The 21808-nt window shown below is 37.4% G+C and carries 21 protein-coding genes; 3 read left to right on the forward strand and 18 right to left on the reverse strand.

Annotated features, from left to right (window positions below; translation table 11 throughout):
• Positions 1 to 5: 5 nt before the first annotated feature.
• Together AC0L6O_RS08830 and AC0L6O_RS08835 are read left to right on the forward strand one after the other, a co-directional pair.
• The gene (locus AC0L6O_RS08830) at positions 6 to 695 is read left to right on the forward strand and encodes an ABC transporter ATP-binding protein (protein ID WP_473307913.1); all 690 of its coding nucleotides are present in this window, start codon (positions 6 to 8) and stop codon (positions 693 to 695) included.
• Complete coding sequence (locus tag AC0L6O_RS08835) at positions 695 to 3232, forward strand: ABC transporter permease (protein ID WP_473307915.1); 2538 nt, start codon at positions 695 to 697, stop codon at positions 3230 to 3232. The genes AC0L6O_RS08830 and AC0L6O_RS08835 overlap by 1 nt, the downstream gene beginning before the upstream one ends.
• A 144-nt stretch (positions 3233 to 3376) precedes the next feature.
• Here AC0L6O_RS08835 and AC0L6O_RS08840 read toward each other — a convergent pair whose 3' ends face one another.
• The 18 genes from AC0L6O_RS08840 to miaB form a co-directional block, all read right to left on the reverse strand.
• A complete protein-coding gene (locus AC0L6O_RS08840) occupies positions 3377 to 4606 on the reverse strand; it encodes a tRNA modification GTPase (protein ID WP_473307917.1) in 1230 nt (409 codons plus the stop codon).
• Positions 4607 to 4746: 140 nt separating this feature from the next.
• On the reverse strand, positions 4747 to 7731 hold the full coding sequence (locus AC0L6O_RS08845; protein WP_473307919.1) for an ExeM/NucH family extracellular endonuclease: 2985 nt from the start codon (positions 7729 to 7731) through the stop codon (positions 4747 to 4749).
• Between the two features lie 251 nt (positions 7732 to 7982).
• Complete coding sequence (locus AC0L6O_RS08850) at positions 7983 to 8426, reverse strand: DUF1569 domain-containing protein (protein WP_473307921.1); 444 nt, start codon at positions 8424 to 8426, stop codon at positions 7983 to 7985.
• Positions 8427 to 8438: 12 nt separating this feature from the next.
• Positions 8439 to 8789 (reverse strand): YciI family protein, encoded by a 351-nt coding sequence (locus tag AC0L6O_RS08855; protein ID WP_473307923.1) that lies wholly within the window; start codon positions 8787 to 8789, stop codon positions 8439 to 8441.
• Between the two features lie 77 nt (positions 8790 to 8866).
• Positions 8867 to 9019: a hypothetical protein gene (locus tag AC0L6O_RS08860; RefSeq protein WP_473307925.1), complete on the reverse strand. Its 153-nt coding sequence runs from the start codon at positions 9017 to 9019 to the stop codon at positions 8867 to 8869.
• Between the two features lie 107 nt (positions 9020 to 9126).
• Positions 9127 to 9447: a Crp/Fnr family transcriptional regulator gene (locus AC0L6O_RS08865; RefSeq protein WP_473307927.1), complete on the reverse strand. Its 321-nt coding sequence runs from the start codon at positions 9445 to 9447 to the stop codon at positions 9127 to 9129.
• A gap of 224 nt (positions 9448 to 9671) precedes the next feature.
• Positions 9672 to 9845: a hypothetical protein gene (locus tag AC0L6O_RS08870; protein ID WP_473307929.1), complete on the reverse strand. Its 174-nt coding sequence runs from the start codon at positions 9843 to 9845 to the stop codon at positions 9672 to 9674.
• Between the two features lie 109 nt (positions 9846 to 9954).
• Positions 9955 to 10077 carry a hypothetical protein gene (locus tag AC0L6O_RS08875; RefSeq protein ID WP_473307930.1) on the reverse strand — a complete coding sequence of 41 codons (123 nt, stop codon included), beginning with the start codon at positions 10075 to 10077 and terminating at the stop codon, positions 9955 to 9957.
• A gap of 153 nt (positions 10078 to 10230) precedes the next feature.
• Positions 10231 to 10791, reverse strand: coding sequence for a helix-turn-helix domain-containing protein (locus tag AC0L6O_RS08880; protein WP_473307931.1), 561 nt, complete (start codon positions 10789 to 10791; stop codon positions 10231 to 10233).
• 270 nt (positions 10792 to 11061) lie between these two features.
• A complete protein-coding gene (locus AC0L6O_RS08885) occupies positions 11062 to 11877 on the reverse strand; it encodes a hypothetical protein (protein WP_473307933.1) in 816 nt (271 codons plus the stop codon).
• 129 nt (positions 11878 to 12006) lie between these two features.
• Positions 12007 to 13641, reverse strand: a complete 1635-nt coding sequence (gene groL / locus AC0L6O_RS08890; protein ID WP_473307935.1) for a chaperonin GroEL — start codon at positions 13639 to 13641, stop codon at positions 12007 to 12009.
• Positions 13642 to 13747: 106 nt separating this feature from the next.
• Positions 13748 to 14023, reverse strand: a complete 276-nt coding sequence (locus AC0L6O_RS08895) for a co-chaperone GroES (protein ID WP_341227475.1) — start codon at positions 14021 to 14023, stop codon at positions 13748 to 13750.
• 15 nt (positions 14024 to 14038) lie between these two features.
• On the reverse strand, positions 14039 to 14191 hold the full coding sequence (locus tag AC0L6O_RS08900) for a hypothetical protein (RefSeq protein ID WP_473307937.1): 153 nt from the start codon (positions 14189 to 14191) through the stop codon (positions 14039 to 14041).
• 85 nt (positions 14192 to 14276) lie between these two features.
• Positions 14277 to 14633, reverse strand: coding sequence for a preprotein translocase subunit SecG (gene secG / locus AC0L6O_RS08905; protein WP_473307938.1), 357 nt, complete (start codon positions 14631 to 14633; stop codon positions 14277 to 14279).
• A gap of 103 nt (positions 14634 to 14736) precedes the next feature.
• Entirely contained in the window at positions 14737 to 15072 is a 336-nt protein-coding gene (locus AC0L6O_RS08910) for a hypothetical protein (RefSeq protein ID WP_473307940.1), read from the reverse strand.
• Positions 15066 to 15599 (reverse strand): LptE family protein, encoded by a 534-nt coding sequence (locus AC0L6O_RS08915; RefSeq protein ID WP_473307941.1) that lies wholly within the window; start codon positions 15597 to 15599, stop codon positions 15066 to 15068. The genes AC0L6O_RS08910 and AC0L6O_RS08915 overlap by 7 nt, the downstream gene beginning before the upstream one ends.
• Positions 15589 to 16905, reverse strand: coding sequence for a sigma 54-interacting transcriptional regulator (locus AC0L6O_RS08920; RefSeq protein ID WP_473307942.1), 1317 nt, complete (start codon positions 16903 to 16905; stop codon positions 15589 to 15591). Before AC0L6O_RS08920 ends, AC0L6O_RS08915 begins: the two co-directional genes overlap by 11 nt.
• 1 nt (position 16906) lies before the next feature.
• Positions 16907 to 18346, reverse strand: a complete 1440-nt coding sequence (miaB, locus tag AC0L6O_RS08925) for a tRNA (N6-isopentenyl adenosine(37)-C2)-methylthiotransferase MiaB (RefSeq protein ID WP_473307944.1) — start codon at positions 18344 to 18346, stop codon at positions 16907 to 16909.
• 202 nt (positions 18347 to 18548) lie between these two features.
• Here miaB and AC0L6O_RS08930 point away from each other — a divergent pair, with 202 nt between their 5' ends.
• Positions 18549 to 21806: a SusC/RagA family TonB-linked outer membrane protein gene (locus AC0L6O_RS08930; protein ID WP_473307945.1), complete on the forward strand. Its 3258-nt coding sequence runs from the start codon at positions 18549 to 18551 to the stop codon at positions 21804 to 21806.
• Positions 21807 to 21808: the final 2 nt, after the last annotated feature.

Here is a 21808-nt window from a genome sequence, read left to right on the forward strand (position 1 = left end):
TAATTATGACAAAGATATTAAAGGTTAGCCAGCTGGGGAAGTGGTATAACAGCGGCTCCAAACAGCTAACAGTTTTAAACGATATTTCATTCGATGTAAGTGCAGGAGCTACATTTTCTATTGTAGGACCTTCTGGAAGTGGGAAAACTACACTTTTAGGACTATGTGCCGGTTTAGATAAAGCCAATTCAGGTTCTGTGGAACTTTGTGGCGAGGCTTTAGAAAACCTAGATGAAGACCAACGAGCTTTATTGAGAAATAAGGAGGTGGGTTTTATTTTCCAAGATTTCCAGTTGCTACCCACTTTAACGGCTCTTGAAAATGTATCGGTGCCTTTAGAGTTGCAAGGTTCTAAAGCGGCAAAAGACAGAGCATTGGAATTGCTAAGTAAAGTTGGCTTGGCAGACCGTGTGCATCATTATCCTTCACAGCTTTCTGGTGGTGAGCAACAGCGAGTGGCTTTGGCAAGGGCTTTTTCTACCAAACCTTCTATTTTATTTGCCGATGAACCTACGGGGAATCTTGACGAAGAAACAGGGGAGAAGGTGGTTAAATTGCTCTTTGAACTAAATAAAGAGGCAGGTACCACTTTGGTTATAGTAACGCACGATTTAGAATTAGCCAAAAGAACCCAACAAGTGCTACGACTTAAAGGCGGTAAAATTTTATCAAACGAAACCAACATAATTGCCTAATGCAGCATTCAAAAGCAAATTTTAGATGGCTGCTTCAGATGGCTTGGCGAGATGGAAAAGCTAGTGGTAAAAGGCTGCTGCTTTTTATGGCGTCCATTATTCTGGGTATTGCGGCGGTGGTTTCCATTCAGTCTTTTAGTAAAAACCTGAAAGACAATATTGGCTTGCAATCTAAGGCCCTCATGGGAGCCGATTATCTGATTGACAGTAAACAAATTCCTACAGAAGGTGTTCAGTTTATTATTGACTCTTTAGGCCCTGCTGGGCAAGAGGTGCGTTTTGTTTCTATGGCAGCTTTTCCTAGCAAAAATGGCAATAAACTGGTTCAGGTTCGTGGTATTGGCGGAGTTTTTCCTATTTATGGCGAGCTAGAAACAGTTCCTGAATCAGCCGCTACTGCCTATCAAAAAGGGCAAGGAGCATTGGTAGATGCCACGGTGATGCTGCAGTTTGATTTAAAAACGGGCGATAGCGTTAAAATTGGTAATACCACTTTCCCTATTCTTGGTTCGTTAAAAGGAGCACCGGGTAGTAATGCTTTTTCTACCACCATGGCTCCTCCCGTTATTTTACCTTTTGACCTCATGGAGGGAACAGGTTTGCTACAATTGGGTAGCCGCGTGGAGTATAATTATTATTTCAAAGCAAGCCCAGATTTAGATATCGACGCTTTAGATGATGCGGTAGACCCTCGTCTGGATGCCGAAAATGCAGATTTTGATTCGCATACTTCGGTTAGCGAACGCTTGGGTAAAAACTATGAGAACTTTGTTAAGTTCTTAAACCTCGTGGCTTTTATTGCCTTATTGCTAGGCTGTGTGGGTATAGCAAGTTCGGTACATATTTATATTAAAGAAAAACTAAGAGCAGTGGCCGTCCTGAAATGTATAGGAGCCACCAGAAAGCAGTCTTTCCTTATTTATCTTATTCAAATAGCGGGTTTGGGGCTTTTAGGAGGTATTCTTGGCACTTTGGTTGGTTTAGCTTTACAAAGCCTTTTCCCAATATTTATTCAGGACCTATTGCCTTTTGATGTTGAAATTAGCATTAGTTATAAGCCTATAGTCATGGGACTCCTTTTGGGTGTTTTCATGTCGGTTCTTTTTGCTCTTTTACCACTTTTAAGCACTTGGTTTGTGTCGCCATTACAGGCTTTACGTATTCAGGACGAAGAAAGTGGAGCCAGCAAAAAAGCAACAGCATGGGTGATTTCAAGCATCATGTTGTTCATTTTTCTATTTTCTCTTTGGTTTTTACAGAGCTGGAAATATGCCTTAGGTTTTGTGTTCGGTATTTTGGTGACTTTCTCTATTTTGGCAGGAGTTTCATACCTCTTCATGCGATTGATTAAAAAATACTTTCCGCATTCTTGGGGTTTTTCGGCACGCCAGAGTTTGCTGAATTTATTTAGGCCAAATAACCAAACCATGGTTTTGATTCTGGCGATTGGTGTCGGGAGTTTTTTGATAAGTACCCTATACTTTACCAAAGACATATTATTGTCAAAAACGAGTTTAGAAAATAGTGCTGACAGCCCAAATGTCATTCTTTTAGATATTCAAACAAATCAGAAGGATGCGGTGGCTGCCGCCATCAAAAGCAAGGATTTAAAGGTGATAAACAATATTCCGATAGTGACCATGCGTGTGCAAAGCATAAATGGCGTATCGGCAGATGTTATTAGAGAAGATACCGTTTCTAAAAGAGGAAAATGGATAGTCAACCATGAGTTCAGAACCACGTACAGAGATTCGCTGATAGCTTCGGAGGCTTTAGAGTCTGGCGAATGGCCTGTAAAAGGGGAGCAAGGAGGTTTAATTCCAATATCAGTGTCGGACAATCTAGCCAAAGATGCTCATTTAAAAGTAGGGGACACCTTGGTTTTTAATGTGCAAGGGGTTTTGATGAAAACCTATGTGGGCGGCGTAAGAACGGTAGATTGGCAAAGAATGCAATTAAACTTTTCGGTGGTTTTCCCATCAGGTATTTTGGAGCAAGCTCCACAATTTACCGTTATGACTACCAATGCTCCAGACGAACAAGTTTCGGCTAATCTTCAACAAGATTTGGTGAGTAACTTCCCTAATGTGACCATTTTAGATTTAAGGCAAGTTTTAACCACCGTGCAGGAGATTCTTGACAAAATATCGTGGGTGATTAATTTTATGGCATTTTTCAGTATTCTTACTGGGATTATTGTTTTAATAGGTTCTGTAAGAACCAGTAAATACCAACGTATAAAAGAGAGTGTTTTACTCAGAACATTAGGAGCCAAGAGCAATCAAATTCTAAAAATAACGGCCTTAGAATATTTCTATTTGGGTATTTTAGGTACAGGAATCGGGATTTTATTATCGCTAGTGGCTAGTCAATTATTAGCAATCTTTGTTTTTAAAGCTGCCTTTGTGCCATCATTAGTGCCGTTTTTAGTGCTACTTCCTGGAATTACAGGCATTGTTCTTTTAATAGGATTAAGTAACAGCCGAAGTGTTTTAAACAGTCCACCGCTTGAGGTTTTAAGGAAAGAAGCGGGTTGATTAAAACACTTTTATTTTAATGAATGGGGATTGTTTCTGTGGGTTTAGGATTCATATATATAAATATGGCGTTTAGTAAATCATTATTAGCCTATAATTCTGTTCTTCATAAAAAGAAGTTCTAGACCATTTGAAATATTAGTATTATGGTAAAATATTATAACCTAAAACCATAGATAGTGTTTTATATTCTGATGGCCATTGGGGATGTAGTTTAGTAATGCTTCTTTTAGTACGATACTGGAGTTCTACACTTAGTTTATTACTGTGTTTGAAACCCAAGCAAAAGGCAAAGTTCTCTTTTGAGTTTATGTTTAAAATGGGGCCAGGAGAAAAGGTGATATCTGACTTTAAAGGAAAGTCATAAACGAATAGAATATTAGTGTATACTTGGTTCTTTTTGTTAAGGAAAAAATAGTGTCTAATACCTGCAGGTAATTCTATTGATTTATAATTCACCTCGGAAGAGTATGACATAGTCTCTGATTCTTCTGTAGCACTAAAAGATTGAAAAGTGGGTTCCACTAAAATGGCCCATTTGTCTTTATTAAATGGTAGAATGAATTCAGCTTCAGCTCCTATTCTAAAGTTTATTTTTGTGCCATAATCAATGTTATTATTTGTTAAGAAAGTGTTTCTGAGTATATAAGAAGAGCTATTAAGTCCTGGTCTGATATTAAGATTAAAAACCTTTCTCACTTCTTTAGATTTGTAATTTGTGATATCAGTATTTTGGCATTTGTTATACTTTATAAAAAGGTTTACCAAATCGTCTTTGGAGTATTTAAGGTTTTCCAGTTGCCTTTGCTCAATACTAGAACATCTAAGATGTACATATAGCTGTTGTCTGTACTTATTGTTAATTAAAATGTGTTTGGCATTTTCTTGGTGATTTCTATATCGTTTGTAAATGAGCGGCTCTATTTGTCCTTCATTAGGGTCGAAAAAGTATCGTCTTTGGTTTCCATTCTCATAAAAAAATAAGGAAGTCTTTCCTTCTACTAAAACTTTTAAAAATTGTTTCTCATTTTTAAAGATGGGTTCTTTTTTACTTGAGAGGTGGTTTATGTCATCGCTAGATTGCTCAATGTTTACATTCTTTCTTACATATTTGGATATACCTTCAACACTAAACTCAGAAGCATTCTCAATTTTTACTATTTCACTAGCGGCATTTTCTGAAAGTTTAAATTCAAATTCTAATGGATTATTTTTCCAATCTAGGTTTTTTATCAATCCAGTTACTTTTTGATTTTCATTAGTGATGTAGTAGCCTTTTTCAAAGGAAATTTGAGCATTTCCAATTATTGAAAAAAGGAATAAGGATATCAAGAGAAGTAGCTTTTTCATTAGTGGTGCAGACAGGTTTTCCATTTAAGATAGTAGTTTTAATTTACAAAAATGAAGCCTACATTACTGGTTTAAGCTTTTCCGTATATGAAAGCTACTTTTCGAACGATTTGTCTAAGTCTTACTTGGGCTAAGTAGCTGTTTTAAGTAACAGCCTATTCTCCTTATTTGCACCCTATAAGTTTTGTTTCAAAAATGGCTCCTGACTCTGTAGAAAAGCCGGGCTCCAAAAGAATATAATTTCCAGCATCATACACTATGGATTGGCCATTGCTTATAATATTACTTGTTTTTCCTGTAATAGTCTCTCCTGCTACTTGAGCTGTAGTTAAGGTACTTTCTAAAACAATATTTGCAACACAAGGTGTACCAGAAAGGTCTAAGCCTATCAGAACTGGGTCATGGTCGGAGGCTCTAAACTGGTCGGCGTTATAGTAATTAGCTATTTGAGTAACAGACTTATTCTCCATATTGTAATCTAATGAAGTGGGCTCGGCACCGTTAATGTTCCATATAGTACTTCCCGTTACTTTGGTATTTAAAGAGCTGCTGGCAAAAGCATGATCTAATGAGCCCCACATGCTTGAAAATGTATAGGAATGCTCTTCATGTGGAGATAGATTTACGTAACCATTGGTTTCTAAATGAGTAAGTGGGTCTTCTAATGCATAGGCATTAAAGTCACCCAAAAGTAATATGTCGGTATTTGCTGCTGATGTAGGGTTAGTGGCTAGCCAGTTTAGTAAATCTTCAGATTGATGTGTTCTAAGGTAGTTATTGTTTCCTTGGCCATCACCTTGGTCGGCATTTTGAGCACCTGGCGAAACAGACCCCTTAGACTTGAAATGATTAACGCTGATAGTAAATGTCTTTGAATTGGCAATTTCCATGAAGGTTTGCACCAAAGGTTTTCTACCCGTAACGTCAAAAGATGCATGACCATAAGCATCAGGAATAACAGCCGAAGCACCTTGAGGGCTAACTTTAGCTGGCTTATAAATGATGGCAACCGTGATGACATCTTCGGCGGTAACCACAGCAGGGTCAATAAAGTGATAAGTACCAGCCCCCACCATATCATTAATCCCGTCTACAAGGTCTTGAATAGCACTATTACTGCCGAAACCATCATTTTCTATCTCCATCAAACCTACTACATCGGCATCTAATTCAGAGATGGCTTTTACTATTTTAGCTCTCTGTCTGTTAAATTCTGTCAGGTTATCTGCACCTCTAGAAGTAGGGAAACCACCACCTAATCCATCGCCATTAAAATAATTTAACACATTAAAACTGGCCACTTTTAGTGTAGCTAATGTGCCTACATCGCTAGGTGAGTTTAATCTTGGGTTAGTTGCTTGGAAATTAATAGGGTCTGCTGTTTGAAGTCTATAACCTTCAAAACGGTGGTCTAAAACCGCTATAATTTCGTCTACCGTATCGCCGCCTCTTAAAGTATTTGTGGCAGAAAGTGGATTACCACCTCTGGCAAAGATGATATTTTCTGGATTTTGAGAGCCACTAGCGTCATCAATGTAAAATTGTCTTTTTGGTAATTCGGCAAGATATGCCGCATGAGCCGTTACATCAGGAGCATTAAACTGCGTAAATTGGTCTATTCTCCCATCTGAACCGGGCTGATTTGTAGCTGCCGTTGTACTTAAAAGAACCTGCCCATATCGCTTTAAATTATACGTATCTGTCACAGTAAGGCTACCTGAAGCCGCAGTAACTTTTACCAGCATTCCTTCAAATTTCTCAAGGTCGTCTAAACTATTGATAGGAAAACTCACATCACTCACGGCAGGCATAGGATGGTCAGACGAAACAATAATAACCTCTGTAAGATTATTTAACTGGGTTAGACTAGAAGAGGCTCCACTGCTATATTCCGCTACATTCCCTTTTACTCTTACTTTATCTCCCTGGTTTCCTGTAAAAAGGCCCGAAGGGTCATATACAAAGAGCCCTTCAGAAGTATTTGGGTCGGCATCATAATCACTTTCTTCTTCCTGTAAATAAAATCCGCTTAAACCACTATAGCCGCTAAAGTTTCGAGTGACTATTGCTTCTACAGATAGTGTGCTGTCTAAAGTCAATGCTGTCGTATTTCCAGTACCTTGAATGTCGTGAATTTTCGTAAAAATAATGGGGGTGTCTTCATCAATGATAGTTCCTAGTCCTTGATTATCAATAGGGTTAGCATTTGTGAAATTAGAAATATCTACAAAGAAACTTTCCGTTGACTCTAAGTCTGTGTCTCCGTTTACCAATACATCAAAAGTATACGTTTGACTCCCTTCTGGGATGTTTTGACCTGTTAGATTTACAGCTGTGTAGTCAGATGGGGCAGTTGCGGTATTGTCGGTAGTTTTAATATCAAAAGTAACACCTCCTGCGGGAGCGGGGCCAGTCAGAGAAACTATAAATTGATAGGTTTGAGTACCAGCGTTACCCTCAGCCATGCTCACATCGCCTACACTAATACTTGGTATGCCACCTTCATTACTCATTAGTCCTTCAATACCAAAGTCGGTATCTGTATTATTACTTTTATCAAATAAATAGAAACTTCCACTGGATGATGTTCCTCCATAAGGAATCAATCTGAAAGTTATGGTGCTGGCAGAAGGGATATCTTGAAGAGAAGGAATGCTGCTTAAATCAATAGAGGGAATGGTGGAACCGCTGCTAGAATAGGATGTAAGGTCAAGTATTGAAATATCAATAAAAGCACTGGCATCTACCTTATATTGTAGTTTGCAACTATCTGGCCCGGTACCAGAACGTCTATAGGTAATTGGATTTATAGCAGATAAGGAAGCTGCATAGCCTGAAGCTGGGCTCAATGTAAAAGTTATAAAATCATTATTTGTGATAGCATCAGCCTCCGTAGCTGACCAGCCTTTTCCACCCCATGCTCTACTAGCTGGCGAACCACTGGTGGTTACGCCACTGCCACGAACTAAGCCAGAACTGGTGAGGTTAGCGTTTATAGAACTGGCAGCTTGTGGTGATGAGCCATAGTCGCTGGTAGTATTAAAATCCCATCCTACTAATTGCTGAGCAGAGGTGGATATTTGACTTAACACTAGTAGAATACATAAGAGCGTACTAAATGGTTTAATAAAAGGGGGAAGCTTAACCATTGTTTCGTTATAGTTTATTGTGACAAATTTACTATGTCAATTTAACTAAGTATTCCAATGAAAATTAATTCTCTATTATTAAAATATTTCTAAAATGTTAAATTTTATATAATAACTGAATAAAGTGATGGGTACTGTTAAGCTCATGGAAATTAGAACAAAAGCCTATGTGGGAATTTAGCTTGTTACCTAAAAAAGAGAGAGACGGTTTTACTATCTGAAAATGAAGCTATGCCGTCTCGCAATTTATGCTAAACACCAAATTGTCTTAAATGGTGGTCGGTGTGTTTATAAACAAAAACACCAATTTGGTCCTTATTCATTTTACCGAAGAAAGGGTGCACAAAAATATCGGTAGTGAAGGAACTGTAGTTTTCCAATAAGTCAATCCATTTGGCTTGTTCGGTTTTAAAATCGCCCGAATCTTTTATGACCATAGCAGGATGAGTGGGTTGGTTTTTCTTAACAGGACTATCGTCTTTTAAAATGCCTTTTAGGGCCATAGGCCCAAATAGTCGGCCTATGAAGAGCCTTTTGTAAGTCTTCTTTCCATGAAACATTTCTTCACCTACTGTGCCATGTTTTAGCATTTGATAGGCATTCATTTTTCCCCAAAGGTTTGGGCTTTCTTCTGATAAATTATTGATTCTAAGAATCAGTTCCTCACGTGTATTTGTATCAAAAATTGTTTTCATTTTAGCCTTGCGTTAAATGTTCATAGGAATAATATTTCTAACTTCTACCGTACCACCTGTCAGGAGAATGGGGCATTTCTTTGCCAATTGAAGAGCATTCTCTATGGTGGTGGCTTTTAAAATCATATTTCCACTCATAGTTTGACTCTTGCAGATGTGAATTTCATCTTTGATAGATTGGTCGGGAGTAATTAGTTTACCGTCAAAACCTAATTGATGTGTACTGACAAGCTTGCCTTGCATAGCAATACTGCCAATGAAATCACCCCATTGTTTTTGCATTTGGATTAATTGCTCCTGTGTAGGTACTTCGTGGCTAGGCTCGGAGCGAAAAAGCAACATGAATTCTTTTAACTGTTCCATAAGAAAATTTATTAATTAATGATGAATCAAAGGTCATGTTTCAACAAATCATAAATCTTGTCATATGGCAAGAAAACCTATTTGCCAGCTATTTCTTTTCTGATGCGACTTAAAGAAGTATCTGTAATGCCTAGGTAGGTGGCTATTTGTTTCAAAGATACATTTTGAATAATGTGCGGTTTTTCTTCTAGTAGTCTTATATATCGGTCTTTCGCCTGGTCGGCAATCATAGAAATACTATGTCTTTTTAGAGCAAAGTAACTGCCCACTAGTGTGGTTCTTCCTTGTTCTCTGAAACTTTTAATGCTATGAAATAGTTGCTGAAATGTGTCAAAATCTAACTGCCAACAAACGCAATCTGAAAGAGCCTGTATATGCTCACGAGTTGGTGTTCGAAGAAAAAAGAGGGCCAATCTATAACAATATCGCCCACTGAAAAGAAATTGGTGGTGATGTCATTGCCTTCAGTATCAATGACATAAGAGCGAGTAAAACCACTCTCCACAAACCAGTAGTAATTAGCAGTTTGACCATCGCGTAGTAGAAAATCGTTTTTAATGAAAGTGACTTTTTTGAACTTAGGAATTATGGATTCAAGCTCTTCTGAACTTAGGTCAGAACCTTTAAAAATATTATTTAAGAAATGGGCTGGCGTCATTCTATAGGATAAAGAAAAATCAAGAAACACTTTAAAGCACTAAAATAAGAGTTATGCTTGAAATTAAACTGTTTCTTGAGATGACTTAACAGTAATATGAACTCACTAAGTTTGACACGAAAATATGTTTTAGGTATAAGAAGTTTGAAATAACAACTAAGGTTCTTTGTTTTGATCTATGAAGCTTTCCCCTTATTTCTTAACAACTTCTTAAGGCATTGATTTTAGCTACCTACAATTTCTCTTTCAAAAAGGGCCAACTCTTTTCTCTCTAAATCATCAGCAAATTTGCAGTAGTAAATTCTACTAACGTATCGCCTTACAAGCATTTTAATATCTGGATGTACTTTGGTGTATATAGTATCACCTGCTTCGTATTTGTTTTCTCTTTCTTCCATAATTTATGTTTGAAAACTTCTTACCTCATTGTATTTTCTGGGAGGTAGTTTTGTTTTTTTAGGCTATCGAGCCAGTTTAGGGGTAGTGTTTTTGATGAAAATAGCTATGTTAAGCTTCGTGTTTGGAGTTTTTCTCTTTACGCTTTTCGGCTTTCGCAGCTCGTTTTTCTTTAAGGTTTTTAGCGGGTGCTTTCTTTCCTGATTTATCTTTTCCTTCTTTTTCTTTAGACATGATTTGTGAGTTTTGATAATTTAAAACTATCTATTTAGATGGTTTTTAGATACACAAAGCTTACTACAATTACCTCTACATATGTTACACGGAGAAATGGTATTGTTACATATATCCCATGTTTAATATTGTATGGGAAAGAAGAGTTAGAGTTTATAAATCTTCCAAATTGGCTTTTCGTTTATTTTTAAGTTGCTTATAAAATGTGGGAGTGAGCCCAGTTATTTTTTTAAACTGATTTGATAAATGAGCCACACTGCTATAATGCATTTTAAAGGAAATTTCAGTGAGACTTAGCTCGTCATAAATAAGTAATTCTTTGACACGCTCTATTTTATGTAGAATTATAAATTGTTGAATGGTAATTCCTTTAACCTCCGAGAAAGTATTCGCCAAATAGGTGTAATCGTGGTCTAGTTTTTCGCCGATATAGTCAGAGTAATTTACTTTTGGAAGCTCATCGGAGTAATGAATTATTTCAGTGATTACATTTTTTATTTTTTCTATCAAAATACTCTTTTTGTCATCTAGCAATTCTAATCCTGATTTTGATAAGCTTTCTTTTAGTTGCTTTCGTTGTGTGGCACTGATGTTTTCTAGAATTTCAATAGTACCGAGCTCCACTATTACGGCATTTAAACCTAGCTTTTTGAGTTCTTCTTTTACCATCATTTTGCAACGCAAACTGACCATATAACGGATGTATAATCTCATGTTTTTGGTCTAGGATTTAAATGTAAAATGATGTAGAAAGCTAAGTAGCTTTCTGTCAAAATGTAAAAAGATACAGTAGGAAGACCTGAAAAATAACCATTAGGTTAAATTAGGAATAAAGCGAGTAGTAAACGAGGTTGAAACGAAAAGATAATTTAACAATGCACGTTTTAACTGCTTCCCTAATGGAGCCTAAGCGTGTAAACCGATAGCAATAGATATGTTTGTAATCTTGCTATTCAAACAGGAATGGAATAATACTTTCCTGTTTTAATCGCAACGATAAGTATAATTTGCAGATGCCTGTCTGATTCTACCTTGAAAAACCTTTACAATGTCGGCCTTTGTTGGGTAGTTGTTTTGGTTGTAGGTGTATTCTGTAGACAACTCCGTTTTGCCATTATCATTTGTAATGGTAGAAGAAGTAACATTATTCTTATTAACGAAGTTAGTGTAGTTATTATCACCCTGAATTAAGGTATACACCATAAAGTAAGATAATATTTGTCCTAATTGTTGGTCTAAAAATGGACTTTTCTTATCGTCAAAAGTATGATTGACTAGCAATACCTCGTTTGTAAAATCAGTCTTTCTGAGTACCCTAGTAACATTGTCATTTTCATTGTATTCTAAGACTACATCAGCTGGCTGATTGAAAATAGGTAAGCTAAGTGATAGTGCAGTTAATCTATTCTTTGCATCATAGGTCATGGTGGTAGGGTAGTCAAATGGTCCTCTTGCATCTTGCCCTTTAAAGTTTATTCTAGCAAGGTTACCTTTTCCATCAAAAGTAAATATGATTTCTGAGCTCGGGTCAACAGACAATTCGGCACCTGTGAGAAGGTTTCCGTTATATAAGAATTTGTCAAAACTCGGTAAGTTTCCTTTGATAGTAAGAGCACGATCTTCGTCATACTCTATCGCAAAAGTTAAACCGTCTGAACTGTCAAGTGTTTTGATTTTACAATCATCACTCAGTAAAGGACCTTCCTCTTCATTTCCATCGAAAGGAATAATATTCAAATCGACTATTTTATTACAGCCGATAATGGTGGTTAGCAGAAAGAATAATACGAGTTTGTACATTTTAAGCAAGTGATCCATTTTCATCTTGAAAGATGCATGCAAATATTGTGCTAAAGTATCCAAAAATAAAAAAGAGGTTGACCAATGCTGGCCAACCCCTCTTTTTATAAGTCTTAAAGTGAGAATGAATTACATCATTCCACCCATTCCTCCACCTGGAGGCATGTGACCATGATCTCCACCTTTCTCTTCTGGAATATCAGAAACTACAGCTTCTGTAGTCAATAATAAACCTGATATAGAAGCAGCGTTCTCAAGAGCCAAACGAGTTACTTTAGTTGGGTCAATAATACCCGCCTTAATTAAATCTTCGTATTTGTCTTCACGAGCATTGTAGCCATAAGCTCCTTTGCCGTTTTTAACTTCCATAACCACTACAGAACCTTCTCCGCCACAGTTAGCAACGATAGTTCTTAATGGAGACTCAATAGCTTGTCTGATGATAGCAATACCTGTTTTCTCGTCAGCATTAGCACCTTCAAGACCTTCAAGAGCAGCTTGAGCTCTGATAAGGGCAACCCCACCACCAGCTACAATACCTTCTTCTACTGCCGCACGGGTAGCGTGAAGAGCATCATCTACTCTATCTTTCTTTTCTTTCATTTCTACCTCAGTAGCTGCACCAATATAAATAATGGCAACACCACCAGATAACTTAGCTAAACGCTCTTGAAGTTTTTCTCTATCGTAGTCAGATGTAGTAGTTTCAATCTGAGCTTTGATTTGATTAACTCTTCCAGCAATAGCTTCTTTATCACCACTTCCGTTAACAATAGTTGTATTGTCTTTGTCTACGATGATTTTTTCTGCTTGACCCAATAAAGTGATGTCAGCATTTTCTAATTTGAATCCTCTTTCTTCAGAGATTACAGTTCCGCCAGTTAAAACAGCGATGTCTTCTAACATTGCTTTTCTTCTGTCACCAAAACCTGGAGCTTTAACCGCACAGATTTTCAATGAACCACGGATTTTGTTAACTACAAGTGTAGCAAGAGCTTCACCGTCAACATCTTCTGCAATAATCATTAAAGGACGAGAAGTTTGAGCAACCGCCTCTAAAACTGGAAGAAGTTCTTTCATTGAAGAAACCTTCTTCTCAGAAATAAGGATGAATGGGTTTTCCATTTCTGCATCCATTTTCTCTGCATTAGTTACAAAGTATGGAGAAAGGTAACCTCTGTCAAACTGCATTCCTTCTACTGTTTTTACTTCAGTTTCAGTTCCACGAGCTTCTTCTACAGTAATTACACCTTCTTTTCCTACTTTTTCCATCGCATCAGAAATCATTTGACCGATTTCAGCGTCGTTGTTTGCAGAAATAGAAGCTACTTGAGTAACCTCTTTAGAAGTAGAGATAGCATTTGACTGCTTAGCCAAACTAGCTACGATAGCAGTAACTGCTTTGTCAATACCTCTTTTAAGATCCATTGGGTTAGCACCTGCTGCTACGTTTTTAGCACCAATAGTGTAAATAGCTTGAGCCAATACAGTGGCAGTAGTAGTACCGTCACCAGCTTGGTCTGCAGTTTTAGAAGCAACTTCTTTAACTAACTGAGCTCCCATGTTTTCAATAACATCTTTAAGCTCAATTTCTTTTGCTACTGTAACACCATCTTTAGTGATAGCAGGAGAACCGAATTTTTTATCTATGATAACATTTCTTCCTTTAGGTCCTAATGTTACTTTGACAGCATTGGCAAGGGTGTCAATTCCCTTTTTCATTCTATCTCTAGCTTCGGTATCGAAGTGAATTTGTTTTGCCATGATTTCTTTAAAATTTTATGTTTTGAATAATTTAGTTTCCTAGCCTATAAGCTAGGTCGACTTTTCATTCCTTTCCTTTGGGTCAGGTTATAACGGTGTCTAAACCTTATACTATTGCGAAAATATCTGACTCACGCATGATCAAATACTCTTTTCCTTCTACACTAAGCTCTGTGCCAGAATATTTTCCGTAAAGTACATTGTCACCAACTTTTACAGTAACTGGTTCATCTTTTTTTCCTGGGCCTACAGCCACTACAACTCCTTTTTGAGGTTTTTCTTTTGCAGTATCAGGTATGATGATTCCGAATGCTGTTTTTTCTTCAGCAGCCGAAGCTTCTACTAATACTCTGTCCGCTAAGGGTTTCACGTTTACTGACATAGTTTTTATTAAGTTTTAAATTGTTTTATCGGTTATAAACACATCAACAGATGAACAAACTATCTGCCAAAGGGTGACAAAGGTATACTTTCCTGCCATTTTTTCAGGTTGCGTACTTTCTTTCTTGATATAGACCTGACAGCCTTCTTTATGAGGACATAGATTCATGCTATAATGTCATATTTTATACGGTATATGACAAAAAAAATAGCCCAAGCATGGCTTGAGCTATTCAGAAAATATTTTTGTTTGACTATTCAGCCGGAGCTTCTATTGGAGCTGTTAAACCTGGAGCAGGCGTAGTGCTTGGTAAAGTAGGAGCGGCCGGAGCAGCTTGCGAACTTTCTACATCAAGAGCACTATTACCCGTAGCGGTTTGAGCGTTTTGTAAATACAAACCTGTAAAGAGAGAACCCACAATTATAAATGTGAAGAAACCCCAAGTAAGTTTTTCTAAGATATCACCGGTTTTTTGAACACCAAACATTTGAGAGGTAGCACCGCCACCAAACTCGCTTGATAATCCACCACCTTTTGGGTTTTGAACTAAAATTACCACTATCAGCAACAAAGCTGCAATGACCATCAAAATTAAGATTGTATTTATCATCTATTCTAAAATTATAATTCTCGTTTTTCTAAAACTGGCTGCAAAATAAATACTTTTTTCTTACAAAAGCATTACACCTGAGCCATAACTTATCTGAAATGATTTAAGAAGGGGAGTATACCGCTTTATAATGCTCTAGAAAGAGCTTGATTTTTTCTTCTAGGCTGTAATTATCTATCTCTTCTTGCCTAACAGATTTTACTTTTACTGCTTCTGGTTCATAAAATATCCTTTTACTATTCCAGATAGCTCGTTCTTTTTCAAAGTTTTCTCCACTTGCACCGAATTGTTCACCAACCAAAATAAAGGCCTTTCTCAGGAGGTCAAAGTCAGGGAATCTATCTAATAGCTCTGCCAATTTTTCAAAATCAAGTGGTGTAGCTTTATTAGGTTCCTTACATAGTTTGAGAAGTAGTTCTATATCATTACTATTTACCATTGTGCAGCTGTGTCGTTAAAAATATTAAGAACTAACTGGTCAATAATAGTAGGAACAAGACGCCCTTCTACATCGGTAAGCGATTGCTCCTGCGGAAAGTCTTGGTAAAAAGAAAATTCTTTGTCAAAGCTATCGTCTTCGTTTTGGGTATTTTGGAAAGTCACCTCTACTGTAACGGTAAGCCTGTTTGAAGCCGCTTGGTCAGTGGCACTAGTAGCTACAGGTGTCATTTCATAAGTAATGATAGAACCTGCCAAAAATAGGTCACCATCATTCGGAACTAACTTAAGGTTAGTATTTCGTTGGTAATACTCTTTTAGAGCTTCGTTAAAATCTATGGCCAAGTTTTGAGGCCCACCGGCAGTGGCTACGCCAAAGTTTTGAATAGTAATAGTCTCTAAGTCAGGAGATAAAGATGTACCTGTGAAAGAGTAAATACCACAACTTTGAAAACAAAACGAGAAGAATAGCAGAATACAAACTTTGACTAATGGCAAGTTTGATGCTTTAGTAATACTATTTTTCATCTTCAATATCATACTGTTTTATTTTACGATATAGTGTTCTCTCAGATATACCTAAGTCCATAGCGGCATATTTTCTCTTGAAGTTGTTTTTACGCAATGCTTTCAGAATCATTTCATTCTCATTTTTTTCTAGCGAAAGCGACTCTTCTTCCATTTCGTGCGTAATGTCTTCAATATTGTCACGCTTCCCTTGCAGGTTGTCAATAGTCACTACGGTTTTATCGTCCTCTTTAGTATATAAAGGGTAAGGACTTTCTTCTTCTATTTCAGTAGAAACAGTGGCAAGGCCTGTGCCTTCACTTTGTAATTCTTGAAAAAGCCCTGCGTTTTCATGCACAAATTCATCACTCACATGTCCACCTTTTAACATACCAAGTACTAGTTTTTTTAGCTCGGTTACGTCTTTACGCATGTCAAAAAGTACTTTGTAAAGTATTTCTCTTTCAGATATATCACTACCTTCTTGCCCTCCAAACTGCCTTATTAAAGCTGGTAATCGACTCGTTTGATTTTTTGGGATGTACTTTTCTAATGCCTCAGCATTGATAATACGGGAAGGTTCTAAAAGTGTTATTTGCTCTGCAATGTTTTTTAATTGACGAATATTGCCAGGGAAACGGAAAGATGTAAGCACCTTTCTAGCCGCTTCTGTCAATTCTACAGGCTCGCTATGATTTTTTTCGGCAAAGTCAGAAGTGAACTTTATAAAGAGCAACTCCATGTCAAAACCTCTATCACGTAACGGAGGGACAGAAATAGGCACAGTATTAAGTCTATAATAAAGGTCTTCTCTAAATTTCCCTCTTTCCACAGCCTCCATGAGGTTAACATTGGTGGCAGCTACTACACGAACATTGGTTTTCTTAACTTTTGAAGACCCTACTTGAATAAACTCTCCATTCTCAAGTACTCTCAAAAGCCTTGATTGTGTACCTATGGGCATTTCACCTATTTCATCCAGAAATATGGTTCCTGAATCTGTAGTTTCAAAATAACCTTTCCTGTCATCTAAAGCTCCTGTAAAAGCCCCTTTGGTATGCCCAAAAAGCTCTGAGTCTATAGTTCCTTCTGGAATAGCTCCGCAGTTAATAGCTATGAATGGTCCGTGTTTTCTGGGGCTTAAGCCATGAATTATTTTTGAAAAAGACTCTTTCCCACTTCCACTTTCGCCACTTATTAAAACTGTTAAGTCGGTAGGAGCTACCTGAACAGCAATGTTAAGAGCGTAGTTAAGCGATGGAGCATTACCTATAATGCCAAATCTGTTTTTGACAGCTTGTATTTCTGGGGTATTGCTATTTGTCATATTAAACTAGTTCTTCAGTTAAGGCAATGCCCTTTAAAGTGGCAGATGTACACTCGGTAATTTTTACGTGTACATAATCACCTTTTTTGAAATTATCTTTAGGAATAATAACCATTTTGTTGTCGTCCGTACGACCTTGTAAAAAGTCATCTGAACGCTTACTTACACCTTCAATCAATATTTTCTGTGTAGTACCTAATGAAAGATTGTTTCTTTCTAGAGCATGGACACGTTGTTTTTGAATGATATCGTCCAGTCTTCTTTTCTTTACTTCAAGGGTAACATCATCTTCAAACTTTTTGGCCGCAGGGGTACCAGGCCTCTCAGAGTAATAGTACATATAACCGTAGTCATATTTTACATAATCCATTAGGCTAAGCGTGTCTTGATGGTCTTCTTCTGTTTCTGTACAGAAACCAGCAATCATATCATGAGAAATACCACATTCGGTACCCAAAATTTCACGGATTTTGTCAATTCTGTTGATGTACCATTCTCTTGTGTAGGTACGGTTCATGAGTTTTAAAATCCTGTTACTACCACTTTGAGCAGGTAAATGGATATAGTTACATACGTTTTCATACTTTTTAATAGTGTATAAAACCTCGTCTGTAATATCCTTTGGGTGCGATGTAGAGAATCTTACTCTAAGTAATGGGTCAATATCGGCTACTAAAGCTAAAAGCTGAGCAAAATTAGTTTCTATTTCGCCAGATTCATTTTTCCATTTATAGGAATCCACATTTTGACCTAAAAGTGTTACTTCACGATAACCTTTGTCAAAAAGGTCTTGAGCTTCTGCTATGATAGTGCTGGCACTTCGGCTTCTTTCTCTTCCTCTAGTATAAGGAACTACACAAAAGCTGCACATATTATCACAACCTCTCATGATGGATACAAAAGCCGTTACGCCATTAGAGCCAAGTCTTACTGGAGTGATGTCTGCATAGGTTTCTTCTCTGGATAAGAAAACATTGACAGCTTTTTGACCACCTTCTACTTCATTAATAAGATTTGGTAAATCTCGGTAGGCATCTGGGCCTACCACCATATCTACTATTTTTTCTTCTTCTAGTAATTGCGTTTTTAATCTTTCGGCCATACAGCCTAAAACACCCACTTTTACTCCTTTACGTCCTCTATTTCTAGCATTAATAAGGGCAAGTCTTTTTCTGACTTTTTGCTCAGCATTATCTCTAATGGAGCAGGTGTTTAATAATATTAATGACGCTTCGTATTCTTTTGAAGTAGTGGTATAGCCTTCATCTCTTAATATGGAGGTTACCACTTCGCTATCTGCAAAGTTCATGGCACAGCCATAGCTTTCAATAAAGAGCTTTTTAGTCCCTACAGTTTCCTCATCCACAGAAAATTTAGCTTGTTCTAAACCAGCTTTTTCTTCCTCAGAGAGCACCTTCGCTTTTCCTTTTAAATCTTCCATTTATCCTTCTTTTCCAAATTCAAATGCAAAGATACAAATGGCTGACAGAATGTCAGTCTATACAACCCAATTATTGTATGAAAGGTTAAAAAGGATAGCATGGAGCATATCAAAAAAATCAAATTTCAAAAAATGGTAGTTAGGATACAGCTTTTTTTAATGCAGCTACGTACTTTTAAGGACGATTACTTAACAAGAAACTATGAATTACAAACTTTTACTCAGCTTTTTGATTCTACCGTTTTGCCATTTGTATGGTCAAACACAGATTTCCGGGACGGTTCAAGGCGAAGGCGACGACTTTGGCTTACCTGGAGTTACAGTGCAGCTTCAGGGTACACAAACTGGAACACAGACTGACGCTGAAGGAAAGTATAAGATAATGGCTAGTAAAGGTCAGAGCTTAGTTTTCTCTTTCATAGGCATGGAGAGAAAGGAGGTTTTGATAGGAAATCAAAGTGTCATTGATGTAGTTCTGATGGAGCAGGCTAATCAATTAAATGAAGTAGTGGTTTTAACAGCTTTGGGTTTAGAAAGAAAAAAAGATGATGACCTTAGTTCATCTACCTTAATAGATGCCGCTGCTATTAAACGTTCTGGTGAGTCTGGAGTGATTCAGGGTCTTTCAGGAAAAACATCAGGCCTTACCATTGTGAGAAACTCAGGAGACCCAGGAGCCGGAGCTTATATTCAAATAAGAGGACAAAACACTATTTCGGGGAGCTCTTCTCCTTTAATTATTCTTGATGGTGTTCCTATTTCAAACAGTAGTTCTGGAGGAGGCATTGATGGCGTAGTAGGTCAGTCAAGGTTAAATGATATCAACCCAGATGATATCGCTAATGTAACAGTATTGAAAGGTGCTGCGGCTGCCGCAGTTTGGGGCACTGGAGCTGCCAATGGAGTAATAGTGATTCAAACTAAAAGAGGAAACCCTAGAGGGAAGAAAGTTACAGTAGACTTTACTAATATGACAAGTTTTGATGTCATCAATAGAGAGTTTGAGCGTCAAGATAAATTTGGACAAGGTAATCCGCTACTACATGAAACAGGAAGAGCAAGGGATGCTTACACGTATATATGGAATCCTACGTCAAGACTTTCTTGGGGAGATAGAATAGCAGACCGTATAGGAGGAGATGATGATGTGAGGGTAGGGAACAAGCGTTTTGAAGCGGCAGACGGCAATGTTTATTTCCCTATTCTTACCAAGAACTCAACAAATACGTATTTGGACTCAAACAGAGACCAAGTTTTTCAAACAGGTTTTACATGGAATAAGTCTGTAAGCTTAAACTTTAATACAAACTCGGGTTCCACTTTTATGAGTTTTTCAAATTGGGACCAAAAAGGAATATTAAAAGCCAATTCTGATTATACCAGAACTACGGCTAGGTTAAATAATGAAACTAAACTGACGGATAAAATTAAAGTTAGAGTGAATAGTAGTGTGACGCACTCTACCTCTAACAGAATTCAGCAAGGGTCTAATTTGAATGGTTTTTATCTAGGTTACTTAAGAACACCAGCAGATTTTGACAACCGTGACTACATAGGAACTTATTATGACAATGATAATGTGGCTACGCAAAATGCTCATCGTTCTTATATTGGCAATGATAGAAACTTAACTTACTTGGGAGAGGGAGCTCCATTTTATCCAAATCCAGGTTGGGTAGTTAATCAGCAAGAGAACCCTAGTGAATTACATCGTTTCCTTTTTAATCCAGAGTTTAATTGGAATATTATGAAAGGAATTAATTTCACCGCCAGATATGGTTTTGATTATTATAACCAAACAAGGGATTCATGGTTTCCTGTAAACTCTTCGGGAGACCTTTTTGCAGGTTCTTATGGTAGAAGCGAAACCACCGAAAGAAATACCTCTGTCAATGCTTTCCTGAACGGAACACATCTTATTAATTCAGATTTAAACTTCTCTTGGATTACTGGTGTGCAGTTTGAAGATGGTTTTTACACAAGCTTAGGAGGTAACTCAACCATCTTCACTAATCCTTTTGTAGGAGATTTAAGAACTTTTGGTAATGCAGAAGCTGCCAACGAAACACCAAGTTTAACCAGACTTCGTCAAAGAAAATCAGGTGTTTATGCAGTACTAAACTCTGAATTTAAGAATCAATTTTATTTTGAATTAACAGGTCGATACGAGTTGCCATCTACATTAACAAAACCAGTGTTTTATCCTAGTGCTTCGCTTGGTTGGGTATTTACTGAACAGTTTAATAGGAATTTGGTAACCTTTGGTAAGGTGCGAGCTTCATACGGTGAAGTGGGAATTGAACCTATTTCTTATGCCAACCAAACTTCTTATGCTGCTTTTGACAGAGGAAGTTCTTGGGGTGATGCCTTGTCGGCCGCAGTTTACGGAAATCCATTTGGACGTAGTTCAAATTCAGGAAACCCTGGCTTAACACCAGAAAGAGTAAGAGAGTATGAGTTAGGAACTGATGTTCGTTTTTTCAATGACAAAGTTTCACTGGGAGTAACATATTATAATAGAAAGACCGATAAAGCTCTTTTGGCAGTTGATTTAGCTCCATCTACAGGTTTTACCAGTGTGTGGGATAATGCGGCAGTAATCTCCAATAAAGGTTTAGAAGTGGATATGGGCTTTAGAATTGCTAAGTTTAAAGACATTGAATGGCGAATAGATGCCAATTTCTCTACCAATAAAAATATGGTAGAATCGCTTAGTGGTGTAAAATCTGTAACGCTAAACGGTTTTACAGGAACATCGTCTCGAGTGGTAGAAGGAGAACCTTTTGCAGCTCTATGGGGAGGTAAGTGGGCAAGAGATGATAGAGGGAATATTGTTCTTAACGCTAATGGATTTCCAGAAGTAGCGGAGGAAGAAGGAGTAATAGGTGACCCAAATCCTAAATGGAAAGGTGGTTTAGGTTCAAATATCAGCTGGAAAGGGTTGAGCTTGTCTTTTCAATTTGAAACATTTCAAGGAAATGACATTTGGGCAGGTACAGAAAGCATCTTAAAATATTTTGGAGTGCATCCAGAAACGGCTAATGAGTTTTTTACAGAAACTGACATGAGAACAGTAGATGGCAGAATAGTGGCAGCCGGAACTTTAGTAAGAGGTAATGTGACTGATTTTGGAGCAGGGAATGTACTTCTTGATTCGGAGTGGTACACAGGTGTAGGTGGTGGTTTTGGTACGGTGTCGGAGCCATTTATTGTGGACGGAAGCTGGACAAAACTAAGGGAAGTTACCTTGGCTTATGATTTACCGCAAAATTTGATTTCAAAAGCAAAATTGAGCAGAGCGTCATTGTCCTTATCTGGTAGAAACCTATTTATATGGTCTCCACTGCAGTACGTTGACCCAGAGGTGAACTTAACAGGTAGCTCAAAAGGAAGAGGTTTAGAATACTTTACCAACCCTGGAACGGGTTCGTACATTATATCATTAAAATTAGGAATTTAAGA

This window comes from Arcticibacterium sp. GJ41-1, assembly GCF_055808875.1.

Excerpts from the sequence above, each read along its gene's own strand:
- AC0L6O_RS08830 (WP_473307913.1), top strand. The coding sequence starts at position 6 with ATGACAAAGATATTAAAGGTTAGCCAGCTGGGGAAGTGGTATAACAGC.
- AC0L6O_RS08835 (WP_473307915.1), top strand. The coding sequence starts at position 695 with ATGCAGCATTCAAAAGCAAATTTTAGATGGCTGCTTCAGATGGCTTGG.
- AC0L6O_RS08840 (WP_473307917.1), bottom strand. The coding sequence starts at position 4,606 with ATGGAAAACCTGTCTGCACCACTAATGAAAAAGCTACTTCTCTTGATA.
- AC0L6O_RS08845 (WP_473307919.1), bottom strand. The coding sequence starts at position 7,731 with ATGGTTAAGCTTCCCCCTTTTATTAAACCATTTAGTACGCTCTTATGT.
- AC0L6O_RS08850 (WP_473307921.1), bottom strand. The coding sequence starts at position 8,426 with ATGAAAACAATTTTTGATACAAATACACGTGAGGAACTGATTCTTAGA.
- AC0L6O_RS08855 (WP_473307923.1), bottom strand. The coding sequence starts at position 8,789 with ATGGAACAGTTAAAAGAATTCATGTTGCTTTTTCGCTCCGAGCCTAGC.
- AC0L6O_RS08860 (WP_473307925.1), bottom strand. The coding sequence starts at position 9,019 with ATGATTGCCGACCAGGCGAAAGACCGATATATAAGACTACTAGAAGAA.
- AC0L6O_RS08865 (WP_473307927.1), bottom strand. The coding sequence starts at position 9,447 with ATGACGCCAGCCCATTTCTTAAATAATATTTTTAAAGGTTCTGACCTA.
- AC0L6O_RS08870 (WP_473307929.1), bottom strand. The coding sequence starts at position 9,845 with ATGGAAGAAAGAGAAAACAAATACGAAGCAGGTGATACTATATACACC.
- AC0L6O_RS08875 (WP_473307930.1), bottom strand. The coding sequence starts at position 10,077 with ATGTCTAAAGAAAAAGAAGGAAAAGATAAATCAGGAAAGAAAGCACCC.
- AC0L6O_RS08880 (WP_473307931.1), bottom strand. The coding sequence starts at position 10,791 with ATGAGATTATACATCCGTTATATGGTCAGTTTGCGTTGCAAAATGATG.
- AC0L6O_RS08885 (WP_473307933.1), bottom strand. The coding sequence starts at position 11,877 with ATGTACAAACTCGTATTATTCTTTCTGCTAACCACCATTATCGGCTGT.
- groL (WP_473307935.1), bottom strand. The coding sequence starts at position 13,641 with ATGGCAAAACAAATTCACTTCGATACCGAAGCTAGAGATAGAATGAAA.
- AC0L6O_RS08895 (WP_341227475.1), bottom strand. The coding sequence starts at position 14,023 with ATGTCAGTAAACGTGAAACCCTTAGCGGACAGAGTATTAGTAGAAGCT.
- AC0L6O_RS08900 (WP_473307937.1), bottom strand. The coding sequence starts at position 14,191 with ATGAATCTATGTCCTCATAAAGAAGGCTGTCAGGTCTATATCAAGAAA.
- secG (WP_473307938.1), bottom strand. The coding sequence starts at position 14,633 with ATGATAAATACAATCTTAATTTTGATGGTCATTGCAGCTTTGTTGCTG.
- AC0L6O_RS08910 (WP_473307940.1), bottom strand. The coding sequence starts at position 15,072 with ATGGTAAATAGTAATGATATAGAACTACTTCTCAAACTATGTAAGGAA.
- AC0L6O_RS08915 (WP_473307941.1), bottom strand. The coding sequence starts at position 15,599 with ATGAAAAATAGTATTACTAAAGCATCAAACTTGCCATTAGTCAAAGTT.
- AC0L6O_RS08920 (WP_473307942.1), bottom strand. The coding sequence starts at position 16,905 with ATGACAAATAGCAATACCCCAGAAATACAAGCTGTCAAAAACAGATTT.
- miaB (WP_473307944.1), bottom strand. The coding sequence starts at position 18,346 with ATGGAAGATTTAAAAGGAAAAGCGAAGGTGCTCTCTGAGGAAGAAAAA.
- AC0L6O_RS08930 (WP_473307945.1), top strand. The coding sequence starts at position 18,549 with ATGAATTACAAACTTTTACTCAGCTTTTTGATTCTACCGTTTTGCCAT.